At 73.5% G+C, this 17,314-nt stretch carries 15 protein-coding genes and 1 rRNA gene; 11 read left to right on the top strand and 5 right to left on the bottom strand.

The genetic code is table 11. The annotated features are described in order from the left end of the window. Positions 1-161 precede the first annotated feature (161 nt). Positions 162-278 (top strand): 5S ribosomal RNA (gene rrf, locus ACIRO3_RS18620). Positions 279-338: 60 nt separating this feature from the next. On the opposite strand, the gene ACIRO3_RS18615 is transcribed toward rrf, so the two are convergent. Beyond that, positions 339-2,027 carry a hypothetical protein gene (locus ACIRO3_RS18615; protein ID WP_404137782.1) on the bottom strand — a complete coding sequence of 563 codons (1,689 nt, stop codon included), beginning with the start codon at positions 2,025-2,027 and terminating at the stop codon, positions 339-341. 15 nt (positions 2,028-2,042) lie between these two features. Here ACIRO3_RS18615 and ACIRO3_RS18610 point away from each other — a divergent pair, with 15 nt between their 5' ends. Beyond that, positions 2,043-2,936, top strand: coding sequence for a hypothetical protein (locus ACIRO3_RS18610; RefSeq protein ID WP_404137779.1), 894 nt, complete (start codon positions 2,043-2,045; stop codon positions 2,934-2,936). 93 nt (positions 2,937-3,029) lie between these two features. Here ACIRO3_RS18610 and ACIRO3_RS18605 read toward each other — a convergent pair whose 3' ends face one another. Next, the gene (locus ACIRO3_RS18605; RefSeq protein ID WP_365999419.1) at positions 3,030-4,301 is read right to left on the bottom strand and encodes a DUF1015 domain-containing protein; all 1,272 of its coding nucleotides are present in this window, start codon (positions 4,299-4,301) and stop codon (positions 3,030-3,032) included. 122 nt (positions 4,302-4,423) lie between these two features. Between ACIRO3_RS18605 and ACIRO3_RS18600 the strand changes: the two genes are divergently transcribed. The 4 genes from ACIRO3_RS18600 to ACIRO3_RS18585 all read left to right on the top strand — a co-directional run bounded on the left by ACIRO3_RS18600 (position 4,424) and on the right by ACIRO3_RS18585 (position 8,529). Further along, complete coding sequence (locus tag ACIRO3_RS18600) at positions 4,424-5,467, top strand: HAD-IIA family hydrolase (RefSeq protein ID WP_404137776.1); 1,044 nt, start codon at positions 4,424-4,426, stop codon at positions 5,465-5,467. 79 nt (positions 5,468-5,546) lie between these two features. Further along, positions 5,547-6,593, top strand: a complete 1,047-nt coding sequence (locus ACIRO3_RS18595; RefSeq protein WP_365999421.1) for an iron chelate uptake ABC transporter family permease subunit — start codon at positions 5,547-5,549, stop codon at positions 6,591-6,593. Positions 6,594-6,619: 26 nt separating this feature from the next. Beyond that, on the top strand, positions 6,620-7,705 hold the full coding sequence (locus ACIRO3_RS18590; protein ID WP_404137815.1) for a FecCD family ABC transporter permease: 1,086 nt from the start codon (positions 6,620-6,622) through the stop codon (positions 7,703-7,705). Next, positions 7,702-8,529, top strand: coding sequence for an ABC transporter ATP-binding protein (locus ACIRO3_RS18585; RefSeq protein WP_404137772.1), 828 nt, complete (start codon positions 7,702-7,704; stop codon positions 8,527-8,529). The genes ACIRO3_RS18590 and ACIRO3_RS18585 overlap by 4 nt, the downstream gene beginning before the upstream one ends. A 35-nt stretch (positions 8,530-8,564) precedes the next feature. Here ACIRO3_RS18585 and ACIRO3_RS18580 read toward each other — a convergent pair whose 3' ends face one another. Continuing rightward, positions 8,565-8,912, bottom strand: coding sequence for an SCP2 sterol-binding domain-containing protein (locus tag ACIRO3_RS18580; RefSeq protein WP_404137770.1), 348 nt, complete (start codon positions 8,910-8,912; stop codon positions 8,565-8,567). A gap of 64 nt (positions 8,913-8,976) precedes the next feature. On the opposite strand from ACIRO3_RS18580, the gene ACIRO3_RS18575 reads away from it, so the two are divergent. The 5 genes from ACIRO3_RS18575 to ACIRO3_RS18555 all read left to right on the top strand — a co-directional run bounded on the left by ACIRO3_RS18575 (position 8,977) and on the right by ACIRO3_RS18555 (position 14,187). After that, positions 8,977-9,249 carry a hypothetical protein gene (locus ACIRO3_RS18575; protein ID WP_361775584.1) on the top strand — a complete coding sequence of 91 codons (273 nt, stop codon included), beginning with the start codon at positions 8,977-8,979 and terminating at the stop codon, positions 9,247-9,249. 7 nt (positions 9,250-9,256) lie between these two features. Then, complete coding sequence (locus ACIRO3_RS18570) at positions 9,257-10,072, top strand: TlyA family RNA methyltransferase (RefSeq protein ID WP_404137767.1); 816 nt, start codon at positions 9,257-9,259, stop codon at positions 10,070-10,072. Beyond that, a complete protein-coding gene (locus ACIRO3_RS18565; protein WP_404137764.1) occupies positions 10,069-11,028 on the top strand; it encodes an NAD kinase in 960 nt (319 codons plus the stop codon). Before ACIRO3_RS18570 ends, ACIRO3_RS18565 begins: the two co-directional genes overlap by 4 nt. A gap of 82 nt (positions 11,029-11,110) precedes the next feature. Beyond that, positions 11,111-12,829 (top strand): DNA repair protein RecN, encoded by a 1,719-nt coding sequence (gene recN, locus ACIRO3_RS18560; protein ID WP_404137812.1) that lies wholly within the window; start codon positions 11,111-11,113, stop codon positions 12,827-12,829. 236 nt (positions 12,830-13,065) lie between these two features. Then, positions 13,066-14,187 (top strand): glycosyltransferase family 4 protein, encoded by a 1,122-nt coding sequence (locus ACIRO3_RS18555; RefSeq protein ID WP_361775575.1) that lies wholly within the window; start codon positions 13,066-13,068, stop codon positions 14,185-14,187. Positions 14,188-14,225: 38 nt separating this feature from the next. On the opposite strand, the gene ACIRO3_RS18550 is transcribed toward ACIRO3_RS18555, so the two are convergent. Together ACIRO3_RS18550 and ACIRO3_RS18545 are read right to left on the bottom strand one after the other, a co-directional pair. Beyond that, the gene (locus ACIRO3_RS18550) at positions 14,226-15,845 is read right to left on the bottom strand and encodes a PucR family transcriptional regulator (protein ID WP_404137760.1); all 1,620 of its coding nucleotides are present in this window, start codon (positions 15,843-15,845) and stop codon (positions 14,226-14,228) included. Between the two features lie 22 nt (positions 15,846-15,867). Then, positions 15,868-17,250, bottom strand: coding sequence for an FAD-binding oxidoreductase (locus ACIRO3_RS18545; RefSeq protein ID WP_404137757.1), 1,383 nt, complete (start codon positions 17,248-17,250; stop codon positions 15,868-15,870). Positions 17,251-17,314 lie beyond the last annotated feature (64 nt).

Raw genomic sequence — 17,314 nt, 5'->3', positions numbered from 1 at the left:
GAAGCCCGGTAACGGGTGGAGCTGACTGGTACTAATAGGCCGAGGGCTTGTCCTCAGTTGCTCGCGTCCACTGTGTTAGTTCTGAAGTAACGAACAGTTACTGGTTTCTAGAGCTAGAACATAACTATAAAGTGTGCTTGTTCGCTCGAAACCGATAGGGTTTCGGTGGTCATAGCGTTAGGGAAACGCCCGGTTACATTCCGAACCCGGAAGCTAAGCCTTTCAGCGCCGATGGTACTGCAGGGGGGACCCTGTGGGAGAGTAGGACGCCGCCGAACAATCTTTCAAAGGACCCTTGGTCCAGCGTTCAACGCTGGACCAAGGGTCCTTTTTGTTTTTCACCTCTTTACGCCGAAGCGCGGCCATGGGTTGGTTGCGCGAGAATGACTAGCGGTACCCCGACGACAGGAGTCACACCCATGTCCAACTCTCCCGACGATCGTCCGGAGCGCGAGCCTCGGCGCAACGACGGCGGTGACAGGGGCGGCTACCGCGGGGGCCGTGACGACCGTGGCGGTGACCGTGGTGGCTTCCGCCGCGACGACCGTGGTGGCCGTCCGACCGGCAGTGGCGGCGGTTTCCGCCGTGACGACCGCGGTGGGCGTCCCGCCGGCGCCGGCGACCGTCCCAGCGGTGGCGGCGGCGGTTTCCAGCGCCGTGATGACCGCGGTGGCGACCGTCCCAGCTACCCGCGCCGTGACGACGACCGTGGTGGTCGTCCCAGCAGCGGTGGCGGCGGCGGTTTCCAGCGTCGCGATGACCGTGGTGGCGACCGTCCGAGCTACCCGCGCCGTGACGACCGTGGCGACCGTCCCAGCGGCGGTGGCTTCCAGCGTCGTGACGACCGCGGTGGCGACCGTCCGAGCTACCCGCGTCGTGACGATGACCGTGGTGGTCGTCCCAGCAGCGGTGGCGGCGGTTTCCAGCGTCGCGATGACCGCGGTGGCGACCGCCCCAGCTACCCGCGTCGTGATGACGACCGCGGTGGTCGTCCCACCGGCGGTGGCGACCGTCCCAGCGGCGGTGGCTTCCAGCGTCGTGACGACCGTGGCGACCGTCCCAGCGGCGGTGGCTTCCAGCGTCGTGATGACCGCGGTGGCGACCGTCCGAGCTACCCGCGCCGTGACGATGACCGTGGTGGTCGTCCCAGCAGCGGTGGCGGCGGCGGTTTCCAGCGTCGCGATGATCGTGGTGGCGACCGTCCGAGCTACCCCCGTCGCGATGACGACCGCGGTGGCTTCCAGCGTCGCGACGACCGTGGCGGCGACCGTCCCAGCTACCCGCGTCGTGACGACCGGGGTGGGGACCGCCCCACCGGCGGTGGCTTCCGTGGTGGCGACCGGCCGAGCTACCCGCGTCGTGACGACGACCGCGGTGGTCGTCCCAGCGGTGGTGGCGGTGGCTTCCAGCGTCGCGATGACCGCGGTGGCGACCGCCCCAGCTACCCGCGCCGTGATGACGACCGCGGTGGTCGTCCCACCGGCGGTGGCGACCGTCCGAGCTACCCGCGTCGCGACGACCGTGGCGACCGCCCCAGTAGCGGTGGCTTCCAGCGTCGCGATGACCGTGGCAGCGACCGCGGCGGCGACCGTCCCAGCTACCCCCGTCGTGACGACCGGGGCGGGGACCGCCCCAGCTATCCGCGTCGCGATGACGACCGCGGCGGTTTCCAGCGTCGCGACGACCGTGGCGGCGACCGTCCCAGCTACCCGCGCCGTGACGACCGTGGCGACCGCCCCAGCGGCGGTGGCTTCCAGCGTCGTGACGACCGCGGTGGCGACCGCCCGAGCTACCCCCGCCGTGACGACGACCGCGGTGGTCGTCCCAGCGGTGGCGGCGGTGGCTTCCAGCGTCGCGATGACCGTGGTGGCGACCGTCCCAGCTACCCGCGCCGTGACGACCGCGGTGGCGATCGCGGTGGTTACCGCGGCGGTCGTGATGACCGTGGCGGCGACCGTGACTTCCGTGCGGACCGCGACCGGGACCCGGTCAAGCGGCTTCCGATCGACGACGACATCACCGGTCACGAGATCGACGCCGACGTGCGCCAGGAGCTCCTGAGCCTGCCCAAGGGTCTGGCGGAGGAAGTCTCCCGGAACCTCGTGATGGTGGCCCGACTGATCGACGAGGACCCCGAGCAGTCGTACGCGTACGCCCGCATCGCCCTGCGTCTGGCCTCCCGTGTCGCCGCCGTCCGCGAGGCCGCCGGCTTCGCCGCGTACGCGACGCAGAAGTACAGCGAGGCGCTCGCGGAGTTCCGTGCCGCCAAGCGCATGACCGGCTCCGTCGAGCTGTGGCCCGTCATGGCCGACTGCGAGCGCGGCCTCGGCCGTCCCGAGCGGGCGCTGGCCATGGCCGGCGAGCCCGAGGTGCAGAAGCTGGACAAGGCCGGCCAGGTCGAGATGCGTCTGGTCGCCGCCGGTGCCCGTCGGGACATGGGCGAGCTGGACGCCGCCATCGTGACCCTGCAGAGCCCGGAGCTGGCCTCCCACTCCGTGCAGCCGTGGACCGCGCGTCTGCGCTACGCCTACGCCGACGCGCTGCTGGCCGCCGGTCGTGAGGACGAGGCCCGCGAGTGGTTCGCCAAGACCATCGAGGCGGACAAGGACGGGGCGACGGACGCCTCGGACCGACTCGCCGAGCTGGACGGGGTCGAGTTCGTCGACGCCGCGGCGATGGACGACGAGGACCTCGACGACGAGGTCGAAGAGGACGACGACCAGGACGACGTCGAGGTGGCCGCCGCCGAGCGCGCGACCGACCAGGCCGAGTACTACGACGAGGACGACGACGAGTACGAGCCCGTCCCGGACTCCGAGCCCGACGTCGACGTCACCGACGAGATCGTCGTCATCGAGGACGATGAGCGCGACGAGGACGACGAGCGTGACGAGCGTGACGAGCGCGACGAGCGTGATGACCGCGACAAGGCCTGATTGGTCGTCGTCGGCGTCGAGCTGATGTGAAAGGGCGGTACCCCCGGTGGGGGTACCGCCCTTTCGCGTGTCCGGGCCGTCTGCCGGGGAACGTCAGACCAGGCTGCGCAGGACCAGGCCGGTGGCCGGCTTCGGGCCGAACGAGGTCGACTTGCGGGGCATGGTGACACCCTGGCGGGCCAGGTCCCGAACCACTTCCTCGCGTACGGGATGCAGCAGGACGGCGGTGCCCCCGTGGCGTTCGGCCATGGCGACGGTCGCGGCCGTGTCGTGGATGTACGTGATGTGCTCCGGCTCGTCGGGAACCTGCCAGAGGGTGTCGAGCAGGGCGGCGTGCAGCACGGTCGCGTCCAGCCGGCGCCAGGCCTCGGGCCGGTCGCGGCGGACGGTGCGCTCGATCAGGGCCGGATCGGGGTCGGTGACCAGATGGAACCTGCCGTCCCCGGTGAGCAGGAAGGCGTTGCCGCGTTCGGCGGCGTCGGTGAGCGCCTCCAGGGCAAGGGGAAGCGGGCCTTCCACGGCGCGCACGCGGAAGTGCCCCTCCACGGCGGCCAGGGCCTCGGCCGGCGGGAGCCGGCGCAGCATGCGGTGGATGGCGCGGACCTGGAGCGGATAGCGGGCGGTGTCCACGAGGAGGACCAGCCCGAAGTCCCAGGGGCTGGGGGAGCGGTGCTCCTCCTGGAGGCGCAGGTACGTCGCCCAGCGGTGGTGGCCGTCGGCGATCAGCGCCTGCCGGTGGCCGAGGTCCGTGGTGACGGCGTCCAGGTCGGCGGGCTCGGTGATGGCCCACAGCCGGTGCTGGAAGCCGTCCTCGGTGGTGGTGGAGAGCAGCGGCGTGCCGCGGACGGTCCGCTCGACGACCGCCGCCGCTCCCGCCGCGGGGTCGTCGCCGCGGTAGGTCAGGAGCAGGGGTTCGAGATTGGCGGAGGAGGCGCGCATCAGGCCGGCCCGGTCGGTGACCACGTGCGGCATGACGTCCTCGTGGGGCAGGACGATGCCGGCGTCGGGGGCGGACAGGGCCAGGGCGCCGATGATCCCGCGCTGGAGGAGCCCCGCCCTGCGCTGCTCGTACACGTACAGCGCGGGCGCGGCGTCCGCGCTGAGGACGCCTTCGGCGAGCCAGTCGCGCAGGGTTCGCGCGGCCTGCTCGTTGCGGGCGGCGGGCGTCTCGGCCTGCGGCAGGATCAGGCGGACGATGTTGTGGGGGTCGGCGGATTCGAGGTAGTCGACTCCGTCGGGGCGCACGACCACGTCGTACGGCGGTGAGGTGACGGCGGCGAGACTGCCCACACGCTCCGGGACGTAGCGCAGCCCGTGGAAGGGGGTCAGCCGCAGTCCGTGCTCCGCGTTGTCTGAAGTGGTCATTGGTGCATGGTAGGACGCGTCTCGCGATGCGGGATGATCGGGGGAGCGGCAGGCAGGCGCGGAACGCGGACAGCGCCGATCGAAGATCGTTCGCATGACGTTTCGGATGAGGAGCGGACACGATGAGCCGGCAGAGCAGGACCCGCCCCGCGGGCAGCGAGCGCAGTCTCCACCAGGCCTACGACACGGCCCTGTTGGACCTGGACGGGGTGGTCTACGCGGGCGGCCGGGCCATCGCGCACGCGGTGGAGTCGCTGGCCTCCGCGCGGGCCGACGGGATGCACCTGGCGTACGTGACGAACAACGCGCTGCGCACCCCGGACGCGGTCGCCGAGCACTTGGGCGAGTTGGGCATCCCGACCGAGGCGGACGAGGTGATCACCTCCGCGCAGGCGGTGGCCCGGCTGATCGCCGAGCAGGTGGAGCCCGGGTCGAAGGTCCTGGTGATCGGTGGGGAGGGGCTGCGGGTCGCGTTGGGCGAACGCGGGCTGGTGCCCGTGGACAGTGCCGACGAGGAGGGGCTGGTGGCGGTCGTCCAGGGCTACGGGGGGCCGGACCTGCGCTGGGAGCGGTTCGCCGAGGCCTCGTACGCGATCAATCGGGGAGTGCCCTGGTACGTGTCGAACACCGACCTGACGATTCCGAGCGCCCGCGGGATCGCGCCGGGGAACGGGGCGGCGGTGGAGGTCGTACGGATCGCCACGGGCGCGGAGCCCCAGGTGGCGGGCAAGCCGCTGCCCCCCATGCACCGGGAGACGGTGCTGCGGACGGGGGCGAAGCGGCCGCTGGTGGTCGGGGACCGGCTGGACACGGACATCGAGGGCGCCTTCAACGGGGAGGTGGACTCGCTGCTGGTGCTGACCGGGGTGACGGACGCCGCGCAGTTGCTGCGGGCCGAGCCGAAGTACCGGCCCACCTACGTGGACCGGGACCTGCGCGGGCTGCTGACCGGACAGCCGGAGGTCGAGGAGGCCGAGGGCGGGTTCCGGTGCGGCGGCTGGACGGCGCTCGTGTCGGGCGACGCCCTGGAACTGCGCGGGGAGGACGGCGATCGGCTCGACGCGATCGACGGGCTGCGGGCGCTGTGCGCGGCGGCCTGGACGCGCGCGGGGGACGGGACCTGCGAGCTCGACGCGGACAAGGCGCTGGCCAGGCTGGGGCTTTAGGGCGGTCGGTCCCGGCGTGGTCGGGCGGGGGACGGTCGGCCGACCCGAACAACTGGGAGGGTAGGCTAACCTAACCTGCGTGTTGGTCGAGAGTCCCCCCGAACAGAGCGCGGAGCCCGTCGCGGCCGCCCGCGTGCGCCACGGTGCTCGCGCCGCCGGTCTGCTGGTCGCCCTCGTGGTGCTGGCCGCGGTCGCGGTCGCGAGCATCGCCGTGGGCGCCAAGCCGATGCCCCTGGACCAGGTCTGGCACGGCCTGTTCCACTACGCGGGGACCGAGAACGACGTGGTGGTGCGGGACCTGCGGGTGCCGCGGACCCTGCTCGGCGTGCTGGTCGGTCTCGGCCTCGGCCTGTCCGGGGCGGTGATGCAGGCGCTGACCCGCAATCCGCTGGCCGAGCCCGGCATCCTCGGCGTCAACGCGGGCGCCGCGGCCGCCGTCGTGTCGGCGATCAGCTTCCTCGGTGCCTCCTCGCTGGGCGAGTTCGTCTGGTGGGCGTTCCTGGGCGCGGCGGTCGTCTCGGTCGTCGTGTACGTGCTCGGCGGCAGCCGCAGCGCGACGCCGGTGCGGCTCGCGCTCGCCGGTACGGCGGCCAGCGCGGCCCTGGTCGGCTACATCAACGCGGTCCAGTTGATGGACAGCAAGGCGCTGGACAAGCTGCGCTTCTGGACGGTGGGTTCGCTGGCCTCCGCCAACATGGACACCGTCCGGCAGGTCGCCCCCTTCCTGCTGATCGGCGCGGTGCTGGCGCTCTCGCTGGGCCGGCCGCTCAACGCGATGGCGATGGGCGACGACACCGCCCGGGCGCTGGGGGCCAACCTGACGCGGACCCGGATCGGCGCGATGCTCGCCATCACCCTGCTGTGCGGGGCGGCGACCGCAGCCTGCGGACCGATCGTCTTCATCGGGCTGATGATCCCCCACCTGGTGCGGATGATCACCGGCCCCGACATGCGCTGGGTGCTCGCGTACTCGGCGGTGCTGTCGCCCGTGCTGCTGCTCGGCGCCGACGTGGTCGGACGGGTCGTCACCCGGCCCGCCGAACTCCAGGTCGGCATCGTCACCGCGCTCATCGGCGGCCCCGTCTTCATCCACCTGGTTCGGCGCAAGAGGATGGCCCAGCTGTGACCGCGACCACGAAGACCGGGAAGCCGGTGGACGGCGGGAACCCCGCGCGGACCACGGAGCCGGCGAAGGGCGCCGGGTTCCGCTCGCGCGCCCTGCGCGGCCCCGCGGGCACCTCGCTGCGCACCGAACCCCGCGCGCTGCTCGCCGGACTGCTGCTGGGCGTCGTGGCGCTGCTGCTCGTCGTCCTGCTGATCGGCACCGGCGACTTCGACATCGCCCCGTGGGACGTCGTGCAGACGCTGCTGGGCAACGGCACCCCCGCCGACGACTTCATCGTCAACGAGCTGCGGCTGCCGCGCGTGCTCGTCGCGGTGCTCGTCGGCGCGGCCCTCGGAATGGCCGGGGCCGTCTTCCAGTCGGTGTCGCGCAACCCGCTCGGTTCCCCGGACCTGCTCGGGTTCGGGTACGGGTCGGCGGTCGGCGCGCTCACCGCGATCATCGTGTTCAAGGGCAACGCGACCGAGGTGGCGGTGGGCGCCGTCGTCGGCGGCGTGCTGGCCGGGATCGCCGTCTACCTGCTCGCGTACAAGAAGGGCATCCACGGGTACCGCCTGGTGCTCGTCGGCATCGGCGCCTCCGCGATGCTCGTCGCCCTCATCCAGTACCTGATCACCAAGGCGCAGTTGGTCGAGGCCACCCGCGCCATGGTCTGGCTGACCGGTTCGCTGGCCGGCCGGGACTGGGAGCAGGTGTGGCCGCTGCTGGTGACCTGCGCGGTGCTCTTCCCCGTGATCCTCGGGCAGGGCAGGGCCCTGCGGATGATGGAGATGGGGGACGACGCCGCGTACGCCGTCGGCGTACGGGTGGAGCGGACCCGGCTGCTGCTGATGCTCGCGGCGATCGTCTTGACCACCGCGGCCGCGGCGGCCGCCGGACCGATCACCTTCGTCGCGCTGGCCGCGCCCCAGTTGGCCCGCCGGCTCACCCGCTCGCCCGGCTCGAACCTGCTCACCGGCGCGCTGATGGGCGCCGTCCTGCTGCTGGTGTCCGACTGGGCCTCACAGCGGGCTTTCGGGGCCGACCAGTTGCCGGTGGGCGTGGTGACGGGTCTGGTTGGCGGTGTCTATCTGCTCTGGCTGCTCGTCACCGAGCGCAAGGCGGGACGTATATGAAGACCTTGAGGAGTAACCCGGTGCAGCGGCTGACCGCGCAGAACGTGACCCTCGGCTACGACCAGCGGATCATCGCCGAGAACCTGTCCGTGGAGATACCCGACAACTCCTTCACGGTGATCGTCGGCCCCAACGCCTGCGGCAAGTCCACGCTGCTGCGCGCGCTGTCGCGGATGCTCAAGCCGTCCGCCGGGCGGGTGCTGCTCGACGGCCACGCCATCGGGTCGATGCCGGCGAAGAAGGTGGCCAAGACCCTCGGCCTGCTCCCGCAGTCCTCGATCGCCCCGGACGGCATCACCGTCGGTGACCTGGTGGCCCGTGGCCGGTACCCGCACCAGGGGCTGCTGCGCCAGTGGTCGCCCGAGGACGAGCGGATCGTCATCGAGTCGATGGCCTCCACCGGGGTCGCGGAACTCGCGGACCGGGCCGTCGACGAGCTGTCGGGCGGCCAGCGCCAGCGGGTGTGGATCGCGATGGCGCTGGCCCAGCAGACCCCGCTGCTGCTCCTCGACGAACCGACGACCTACCTGGACATCCAGCACCAGTTGGACGTGCTCGACCTGTGCGCCGAACTGCACGAGAACCAGGGCCGGACCCTGGTGGCGGTGCTGCACGACCTCAACCACGCGGCCCGCTACGCCACGCACCTGATCGCGCTGCGCGGGGGCGTGGTGGTCGCCGAGGGGCCGCCGTCCGAGGTGGTCACGGCGGAACTGGTGGAGAAGGTGTTCGGGCTGCGCTGCCAGATCATCGACGACCCGCAGACGGGGACGCCGCTGGTGGTCCCGGCGGGCCGGGAGGCCCGTGCGAGGGTCTCCGTCTGAGGGAGCCGATCGCCCGCGCCGCCCGGGCCTGGTGCCTACAGCAGGCTCTTGAGGCGGAGCAGGTCGCGGAAACCGGCCTCCAGCCTGACCCGGCCGGAGGTCCAGGCCTTGGCGAACTTCAGCTCCCCGGCCACCAGGGCCAGCAGATCGTCGCCGGACATCGCCAACCGGATCTCGGCCTTGGTGCGGGGCGGGCCCGGCGCGACCGCGTCGACCCGGATCCGGCCGTCGTCGAGCCGGCCCGTGAAGGTCTGGTCGAGGTCGGTCATGTGGCAGCTCAAGGACCGGTCGAAGGCGGCCGCGCCGCGCACGTCGCCGTCGGCCCGCGCCAGGTTGTCCGAGAGTCGGTCGAGTGCTTCGCGGCACTCCTCAATCGTAGCCATGGTGATCACGACGGTACCGCAGAGCCGTACGTGGTCGCGGCGCGCTTCGGGGTAGCGTCGGGGCATGACCGACGAAGTGCCCGAGAGAGTCCCCGACGCCCCGCAGGAGTCCGCGCGGCCCGCCGGCGAGCCCGCCGGACCCGCGCCGCTGGGCGTCGTGCGGACCCCCACCGGGCACGCCGGGGTGGACGCGCTCCTGGAGCGGCTGGCGGACGCGGACCACCTCACGGCGGACGGGCACGTCGAGGTGTACGAGGATGTGCACAGGGGGCTGCGCGAGGCGCTGACCGCGCTGGACGCACCGCCCGTCCCCGGACCGTACGAAAACAGGAGCTGAACCGAACGTGGCAGGAGTGGCACGCCGCCGCCTGGACGCCGAACTGGTACGCCGCAGCATGGCCCGCTCGCGCGAGCACGCGGCCCAGCTGATCGCCGCGGGCCGGGTGACCGTCGGCGGCACCACCGCCACCAAGGCGGCCACCCAGGTCGAGACCAGCGCGGCCCTCGTCGTCCTCAAGGACGACAGCGACCCCGACTACGTCTCGCGGGGCGGCCACAAACTCGCGGGCGCGCTGGCCGCCTTCGGGCCGCGGGGTCTGCTCGTCGAGGGCCGGCGGGCGCTGGACGCGGGCGCGTCGACCGGCGGGTTCACCGACGTGCTGCTGCGGGCGGGCGTCGCGCACGTCGTCGCGGTGGACGTCGGCTACGGACAACTCGCCTGGTCGCTGCAGAGCGACGAGCGGGTCACGGTCAAGGACCGCACGAACGTCCGCGAACTGACCGTCGAGCTGATCGACGGGGTTCCGGTGGACCTGGTCGTCGGGGACCTGTCGTTCATCTCGATCGGCCTGGTGCTGCCGGCGCTCGTCCGGTGCTGCGCGCCGGACGCGGATCTGGTGCTGATGGTGAAGCCGCAGTTCGAGGTCGGCAAGGACCGCCTCGGCAGCGGAGGAGTCGTGCGCAGCCCCGAGCTGCGCGCGGAAGCCGTACGGGAAGTCGCGGCGCGGGCCTGGAAGCTGGGGCTGGGGGTGCTCGGGGTGACCGCGAGCCCGCTGCCCGGGCCGTCGGGCAACGTCGAGTACTTTCTGTGGCTGCGGGCGGGGGCACCGGCACTCGACCCGGGGGACGTCGACCGTGCAGTGGCGGAGGGGCCGCAGTGAGCGATTCAGCAGACACAGGCGCATACACAGGTTCAGCGGCGGGGGGAGAGGGGGAGCGTACGGTCTTCCTGCTCGCCCACACCGGACGGCCGGCGGCCATCCGCAGCGCCGAGTTGGTCGTCCAGGGGTTGTTGAAGTCCGGGCTGGGCGTACGGGTCCTGGTGGACGAGGCGGTGGACCTGCCGCTGCCGCCCGAGGTCGAGCTGGTCGCGGAGTGCACCCCGAGGGTGCTCGACGGGTGCGAGCTGCTGATCGTGCTGGGCGGGGACGGGACGCTGCTGCGCGGCGCCGAGTTCGCGCGCGGCTCGGGGGTGCCGATGCTGGGCGTCAACCTGGGCCGGGTCGGATTCCTCGCCGAAGCCGAGCGGGACGACCTCGACCAGGTCGTGGAACGGGTCGTGACGCGCGCGTACGAGGTCGAGGAACGGATGACCATCGACGTGGTCGTCCGCACCAACGGCGACGTCCTCCACCGGGACTGGGCGCTGAACGAGGCGGCCGTCCAGAAGGTGTCCCCGGAGCGGATGCTGGAGGTGGTCCTGGAGATCGACGGGCGTCCGGTGACCGGCTTCGGCTGCGACGGGATCGTGTGCGCGACGCCGACGGGCTCGACGGCGTACGCCTTCTCGGCGGGCGGGCCCGTGGTCTGGCCCGAGGTGGAGGCGCTCCTGATGGTGCCGATCAGCGCGCACGCGCTGTTCGCGAAGCCCCTGGTGACCTCGCCGGACTCCGTGCTGGCCGTGGAAGTGCAGCACGGGACCCCGCACGGGGTGCTGTGGTGTGACGGTCGGCGCACCCTGGAGCTGCCGGCCGGGGCCAGGGTCGAGGTCCGGCGGGGCACGGTGCCCGTGCGCCTCGCCCGGCTGCACCACGCCTCCTTCACCGACCGCCTCGTCGCCAAGTTCGCCCTGCCCGTGTCGGGGTGGCGCGGGGCCCCGCACGAAGCACACCAATAGCACGTGCGTTCGGAGAACTCGGCACGGGTGACGTCGCGTGGCACCCGTCAAACCTCGGTATGGTCGTCCCGTGCTTGAGGAGATGCGGATACGGTCGCTCGGGGTCATCGACGACGCGGTGGTCGAGCTGTCGCCCGGTTTCACCGCGGTGACCGGCGAGACCGGCGCGGGCAAGACGATGGTCGTCACGAGCCTCGGCCTGCTGCTCGGAGGCCGAGCCGACCCATCCCTGGTCCGGATCGGGGCCAAGGCAGCGGTGGTCGAGGGGCGCATCGTGCTGCGCCCCGGCGCCCCCGCCGCGCTCCGGGCCGAGGAGGCCGGGGCCGAGCTCGACGACGGCGCCCTGCTGATCAGCCGCACCGTGTCCGCCGAGGGGCGCTCGCGCGCCCACGTCGGCGGCCGCTCCGTGCCCGTGGGCCTGCTCGCCGAGCTCGCCGACGACCTCGTCGCCGTACACGGCCAGACCGACCAGCAGGGCCTGCTGCGGCCCGCCCGGCAGCGCCAGGCCCTCGACCGGTACGCCGGGGGCTCCGTGGCCGTCCCGCTGGAGAAGTACACCGGCGCCTACCGGCGCCTGCGGGCCGTCGCCGTCGAACTGGACACCCTCGTCACCCGGGCCCGGGAGCGGGCCCAGGAGGCGGACCTGCTGCGCTTCGGCCTCGACGAGATCGCGGCCGTGGAACCGCTGCCCGGCGAGGACGTCGAACTGTCGGCGGAGGCCGAGCGCCTCGGCCACGCGGAATCGCTCGCCTCCGCCGCGCAGGCCGCGCACGCGGCCCTCGCGGGCAACCCCGAGGACCCGGAGGGCATCGACGCGAACACCCTCGTTGCCGGCGCCCACCGCGCACTGGAGTCCGTACGGTCCCACGACCCGGCCCTCGGCGCGCTCGCCGAGCGGATCGGGGAGCTGGGCATCCTGCTGGCCGACGTGGCCGGGGAACTCGCCGGCTACGCCGACGACCTGGACGCCGATCCGCTGCGGCTGGCCGCGGTGGAGGAGCGCCGGGCCGCCCTGACCCAGCTCACCCGCAAGTATGGGGACTCCGTCGAGTCCGTGCTGGAGTGGGCCGAACAGGGCTCCGCGCGACTCCTGGAACTGGACGGGGACGACGAACGGATCGCGGAACTGACCGCGGAACGCGACGGCCTGCGGGTCGAACTCTCGCAACTGGCGCAGGCGTTGACCGACGCCCGGGTGGATTCCGCCGCCCGGTTCGCGTCCGCCGTCACCGAGGAACTCGCCTCGCTGGCGATGCCCCACGCGCGGGTCACCTTCGACATCCGTCAGGTCGAGGACCCCGAGGGGGTCGAGGTCGGCGGCCGGACCGTGGCCTACGGGCCCTCGGGCGCCGACGAGGTCGAACTGCTGCTGGCCCCGCACCCCGGCGCCCAGCCGCGCCCCATCGCCAAGGGGGCCTCGGGCGGCGAGCTGTCGCGGGTCATGCTCGCGGTGGAGGTCGTGTTCGCCGGATCCGACCCGGTGCCCACCTACCTCTTCGACGAGGTCGACGCGGGCGTCGGCGGCAAGGCGGCCGTCGAGGTCGGCCGGCGGCTCGCCAAGCTGGCCAGGTCGGCGCAGGTCGTCGTCGTCACGCACCTCCCGCAGGTGGCCGCCTTCGCCGACCGGCAACTGCTGGTCGAGAAGACCGTCGACGGATCGGTGACGCGCAGCGGCGTCACCGTCCTGGAGGGCGAGGACCGGATCCGCGAACTGTCGCGGATGCTGGCCGGCCAGGAGGACTCCGAGACCGCTCGCGCCCACGCTGAGGAACTGCTCGCGACGGCGCGCGCGGACGCGTAGGCCGTCCCTTCCCGATCTTGTCGCATGGGGCCCGGGACGTGTCGCGTCCCGGGCCCCGGGCACGTCCGGGCCGGGGATCTCGGCGTCGGGGTGGCGGCGGGTAGCCCGTGTGGGTGAGGCTGGGGGGTGTCTGGCGGTATCTCCCGCGGGATCCGCACCCGTATGGTCCCGGAACGCGCGTGCGGACTGGCATCCTGGGCGACGTCTCTGACTCCCTCACCCTGGAGCTTCGGCCCGTGAGCAGCTCCCCGGTTTCGGTCCCCCCTCCCGCCCAGCCCTACGGCCGGCCGCCGTTGCGCACCGTCCAGGTGCTCGGCGGCGCCGGCGCGGGCAGCAGCGCGCACGTCCGGTCCCTGGCCACCGGACTCGCCGCGCGCGGCGTACGCGTCACCGTGTGCGCCCCCGTCGCGGCGGAGGGCGAGTACGACTTCACCGGCGCCGGCGCCGAGTTCACACCCGACGCGGCGAGCGCCCTGCGCGCCGCCTGCGCCGGAGCCGACCTGGTGCACGCGCACGGGGTACGGGCCGGGCTGCGGGCCGCGCTGGCCCTGCGCGGCGGCCGCCACCGGGCCCCGCTCGTGGTGACCTGGCACGGCGGCGCCCCCGACGCACCCGGCGCGCTCGGGCGGATGGGTCGGCTGCTGGAACGCCGCGTCGCCCGGGCGGCCGCGGTGGTGCTGGGCGCCTCCTCGGACCAGGTGGACCGGGCGCGCTCGCGCGGGGCGCGCGACGCCCGGCTGGCGGCCGTGGTGGCGCCGCTGCCCGCGCTGCCCGAACCGGCCGCCGACCCGGGCAAGGTGCGGGCCGAACTGGGCGCGGTGGAGCGGCCGTTGCTGATGGCGGTCGGCGGTCTGGTCACCGGGCGCGGGTACGGCGTGCTGCTGGACGCGGCGCGGGCCTGGCGCGAGCTGGACCCCGTACCACTGCTGCTGATCGCGGGCGAGGGGCCGTTGCGGGCGGAACTGACCCGCCGGATCGAGGCGGAGGGACTGCCCGTACGCCTGCTGGGCCGGCGCCGGGACGCGGACCGGCTGCTCGCCGCGGCGGACGTGGCGGTCCTGCCGAGCCGTTGGGAGGGCCGCTCGCTGCTCGCCCAGGAGGCCCTGCGGTCCGGCGTGGCGCTGGTGGCCACGGACGTCGGGGGAGTCCCGGAGCTGGTCGGCGACGCGGCGGTGCTGGTGCCGTACGGGGACCCGGACGCGCTGGCGGCGGCGGTGTCGGGGCTGCTCGGCGATCCGGCCCGAAGGGCGGCGCTCGCCTCGGCGGGCCGCGCGCAGGCCGCGACGTGGCCGTCGGAGGACGACACGGTGGCCCAGGTGCTGTCGGTGTACGACGAGTTGATGGAGCGCGGACGGTAGGTCCGCCGGACGCCGCCTGTCGGCCGCCGCCCGCCGGCTCAGGACGCGGTGTGGCGCCGGGCGCGCAGGGCGAGGCTGAGGGAGAGCACCGTCTCCGGATCGTCCAGGTCCGTGCCCAGCAGCTCCGAGATCCGGGCCAGCCGGTTGTACAGCGTCTGACGGTTCAGGTGGAGCTCGCGGGCCGTCTCCGCCTTGCGGCCCGCGTGCGCCAGGTACGTCTCCAGCGTCGGGAGCAGCGAGGGACGCGAGGCCACGTCGTGCACCCGCAGCGGGCCGATCGCCCGGTCCACGAAGGCGGCGAGGTCGGGCTGTTCGCGCAGCCGCCACAGCAGCAGGTCGATGTCGAGACGCCGGGCGTCGTACCAGGGCCGCGGCGGCAGCCCGTGGGCCGCCGTCGCCGTCTCGGCGGCGTGGCGCAGCCCGGCCGAGGCCGCCGCCCAACTCCCGGAGACGCCCACGACCACCGCCGGCGGGGCACCCGCCCGATCGAGACCGGCCCGCTCCACGCCCGCGCGCAACGCGGCCGCGACCCGGTCGGCGACCGTCGTGCGCTCCGACTCCGCCCGCAGGGACACCAGCAGCGGCACCCGTCCCTCCACCGGGCGGACGCCCAACAGCACCGGGACGCCGACCGACGACAGTTCCTCCAGCACCGCCCGCGCGAGGACCGCCCAGTTCCCGGACGGGCCCGGATCCGTGGACAGCCGCATCACGACCGGCAGCAGCGGGCCCGCGCCCGGCTTGAAGCCCAGGACGCGCGCCTGCGCGGGGGCGTCCTCGGCGCAGATGCGGCCCTCCGCGAGATCCGTCAGGAAGTCGCCCCGGCCGCGCGCCGACAGCTCGTCCTCCTGACGGGCCTGCATCAACACCACCGCCAGCACGCCCGCCGTCCGCTCCGCCGCCATCCGGTGGACCGGCAGCAGCGGGGCCGAGACCCCGACGAGGATGACGCGCGCCCGGACCGAGCCCGTGCCGTGACCGCCCCCGGGAACGTCGACCACCACCGCGTTGGCGGACGGCTCGGCCTCGCGCTGGCCCCGAAGGCCCTCCCACACCTGGAGCGGGTCGGCGGCGGCCTCCCCGGCCACCGGCCCGGCCGCGTAGAGGAGCCGGCCGTCGGGGGTCTCCAGGAAGACCGGGTTCGCCGTGAAGTCGGCGAGGATGCTCAGCACCTGCGGGATCCCGCCGCCGCCCAGCAGGGCCTCGGTACAGCGCCGGTGGACCTCCTCGGCGCGCTGGAGCAGGGCGTAGTGGCCGTTGACGATCTCGGTGTGCACCTCCTCCGTCACGGTGACGAAGGGCACCTCGCGGTGGAGCTGTACCAGGGGGAGGCCGGCCGCCCGCGCCGTCTCGACGATCGTGGCCGGCAGGCGCGTGAAGCGCGGGCCCAGCTCGACGACCAGCGCGGCGATGCCCCGGTCCGCGAGGCGGCGCACGAAGGCACGCTGTTCGGCCGGCCGGGCGCCCAGGCCCAGCCCGGTGGTCAGGAGCAGCTCGCCGCCCTTGAGGAGGGAGGCGATGTTGGGGACCTCGCCGGCGTGGACCCAGCGCACGGTCCGCCCGAGCCGATCGGCGCAGGCCATCACCTCCGGCAGACCGCTGCGCAGTCCCGGCAGCTCCAGCGCCCGCTGAACAGTGATCCCGCCCTGGTTGTCCATGTCGCGGGACGCTACCAGGGCCTCAGGCCGGCTTGATGTTGTGGTTGAAGCGGAAGACGTTGTCCGGATCGAACCGCCGCTTCACCGAGGCCAGGCGCCGCAGATTGTCCTCGCCGAGGCCCGCCGCGACCCGCTCCTCGCCCTCGTCGCCGAGGAAGTTCAGGTACACCGCTCCGGTGCTCCACGGCCGCGCGTCGGCCCGCACGTCCCGCACCCACCGCCGGCACCGCTCGTCGTCGGCGGGGTCCTCCCAGACGGCGAACGGGTGCACCGCCCAGGCCGCGTCCCGGTACGGCACGGGGAAGTCCGCCGGCCCCCGCGCGATGGCCCCGCCCAGGGGGAACAGTATGTGCTGGGTGCCCGTCGGGACCGGCATGGACGCCGCGCGGGCGCAGTAGAGGTCGACCAGTTCGTCGGGCAGCCCCGTCAGGTACTCGGCGGACCAGTAGTTCCGCATCCCCGGCGGGTCGTCGATCATGCACTGCAGGTCCGCGTACGGGATCGCGGTGACGATCTCCACCTCGTGCGGCACGGCCAGCAGCGGCGCCAGGAGTACGCGCATGGCGTCCTCGGGACCGGCGTACGTCAGCAGCACCCCGCACAGCATCGTGCCGACCAGGTGCGGCGGCACGAACGGCTCCGGCGGCGCGGTGAGGTGGATCACGCCACCGCTCGCCTCGGGCGGCGCGGACTCGATGATCTCCCGGTACAGGCGGGTGACCTCGGGCCCCCGCTCGGGCGCGTACATGAGCATCGCGACCGACATCGCGGGCAGTTCGTGCAGCCGCAGGGTCAGCGAGGTGGCGACCCCGAAGTTGCCGCCCCCGCCGTGCAGGGCCCAGAACAGCTCCGGTTCGTCCTCGGCGGTCGTGCTGACGATCTCGCCGTCCGCGGTGACCACGTCCGCCCCGAGGAGGTTGTCGACGGCCAGGCCGAACTTCCGGTCCAGCCAGCCCGAGCCGCCGCCGAGCACGAACCCGCCGACCCCCGTGGTGGAGACACGGCCGCCGGTGGTGGCCAGATCGTGCGGCGCGCACGCCCGGTCGAGGTCGCTCATCAGGGCGCCGCCGGCCACCCGTACGGCCTTCGCCCCCGGATGCACCGTCACCTCGTTCATCCGGCGCAGGTCCACCACCAGCGCGCCGTCCCCCAGGGCCGTGCCGGCGACGCTGTGCCCGCCGCCGCGCACCGCGATCGGCAGGTCCAGCGAGCGGGCGAACCGCACGGCCGTGACCACGTCGGACTCGCTCTCGCACTGGGCGATCACGGCGGGACGTCGGTCGACCATGGCGTTGAAGACGGTCCGGGCGTCGTCGTAGCCCGGATCGTCGGGCGCGAGCACCGTACCGGAGAGGTCTTCGCGGAGCGCGGTCAGCGCCGCGCCCGCCTTGGAGAGCGGGGCCATGACAGCCCCCTTCCGAGAGGGGCACACAAGACCCCTCCAGGCTAGACGGACCCGGCCCCACCGG

The sequence above is a fragment of the Streptomyces sp. NPDC102278 genome, assembly GCF_044766345.1.
In the GTDB taxonomy this organism is placed as follows: Bacteria; Actinomycetota; Actinomycetes; order Streptomycetales; family Streptomycetaceae; genus Streptomyces.
This window is presented reverse-complemented; position numbering and strand designations above follow the sequence as displayed.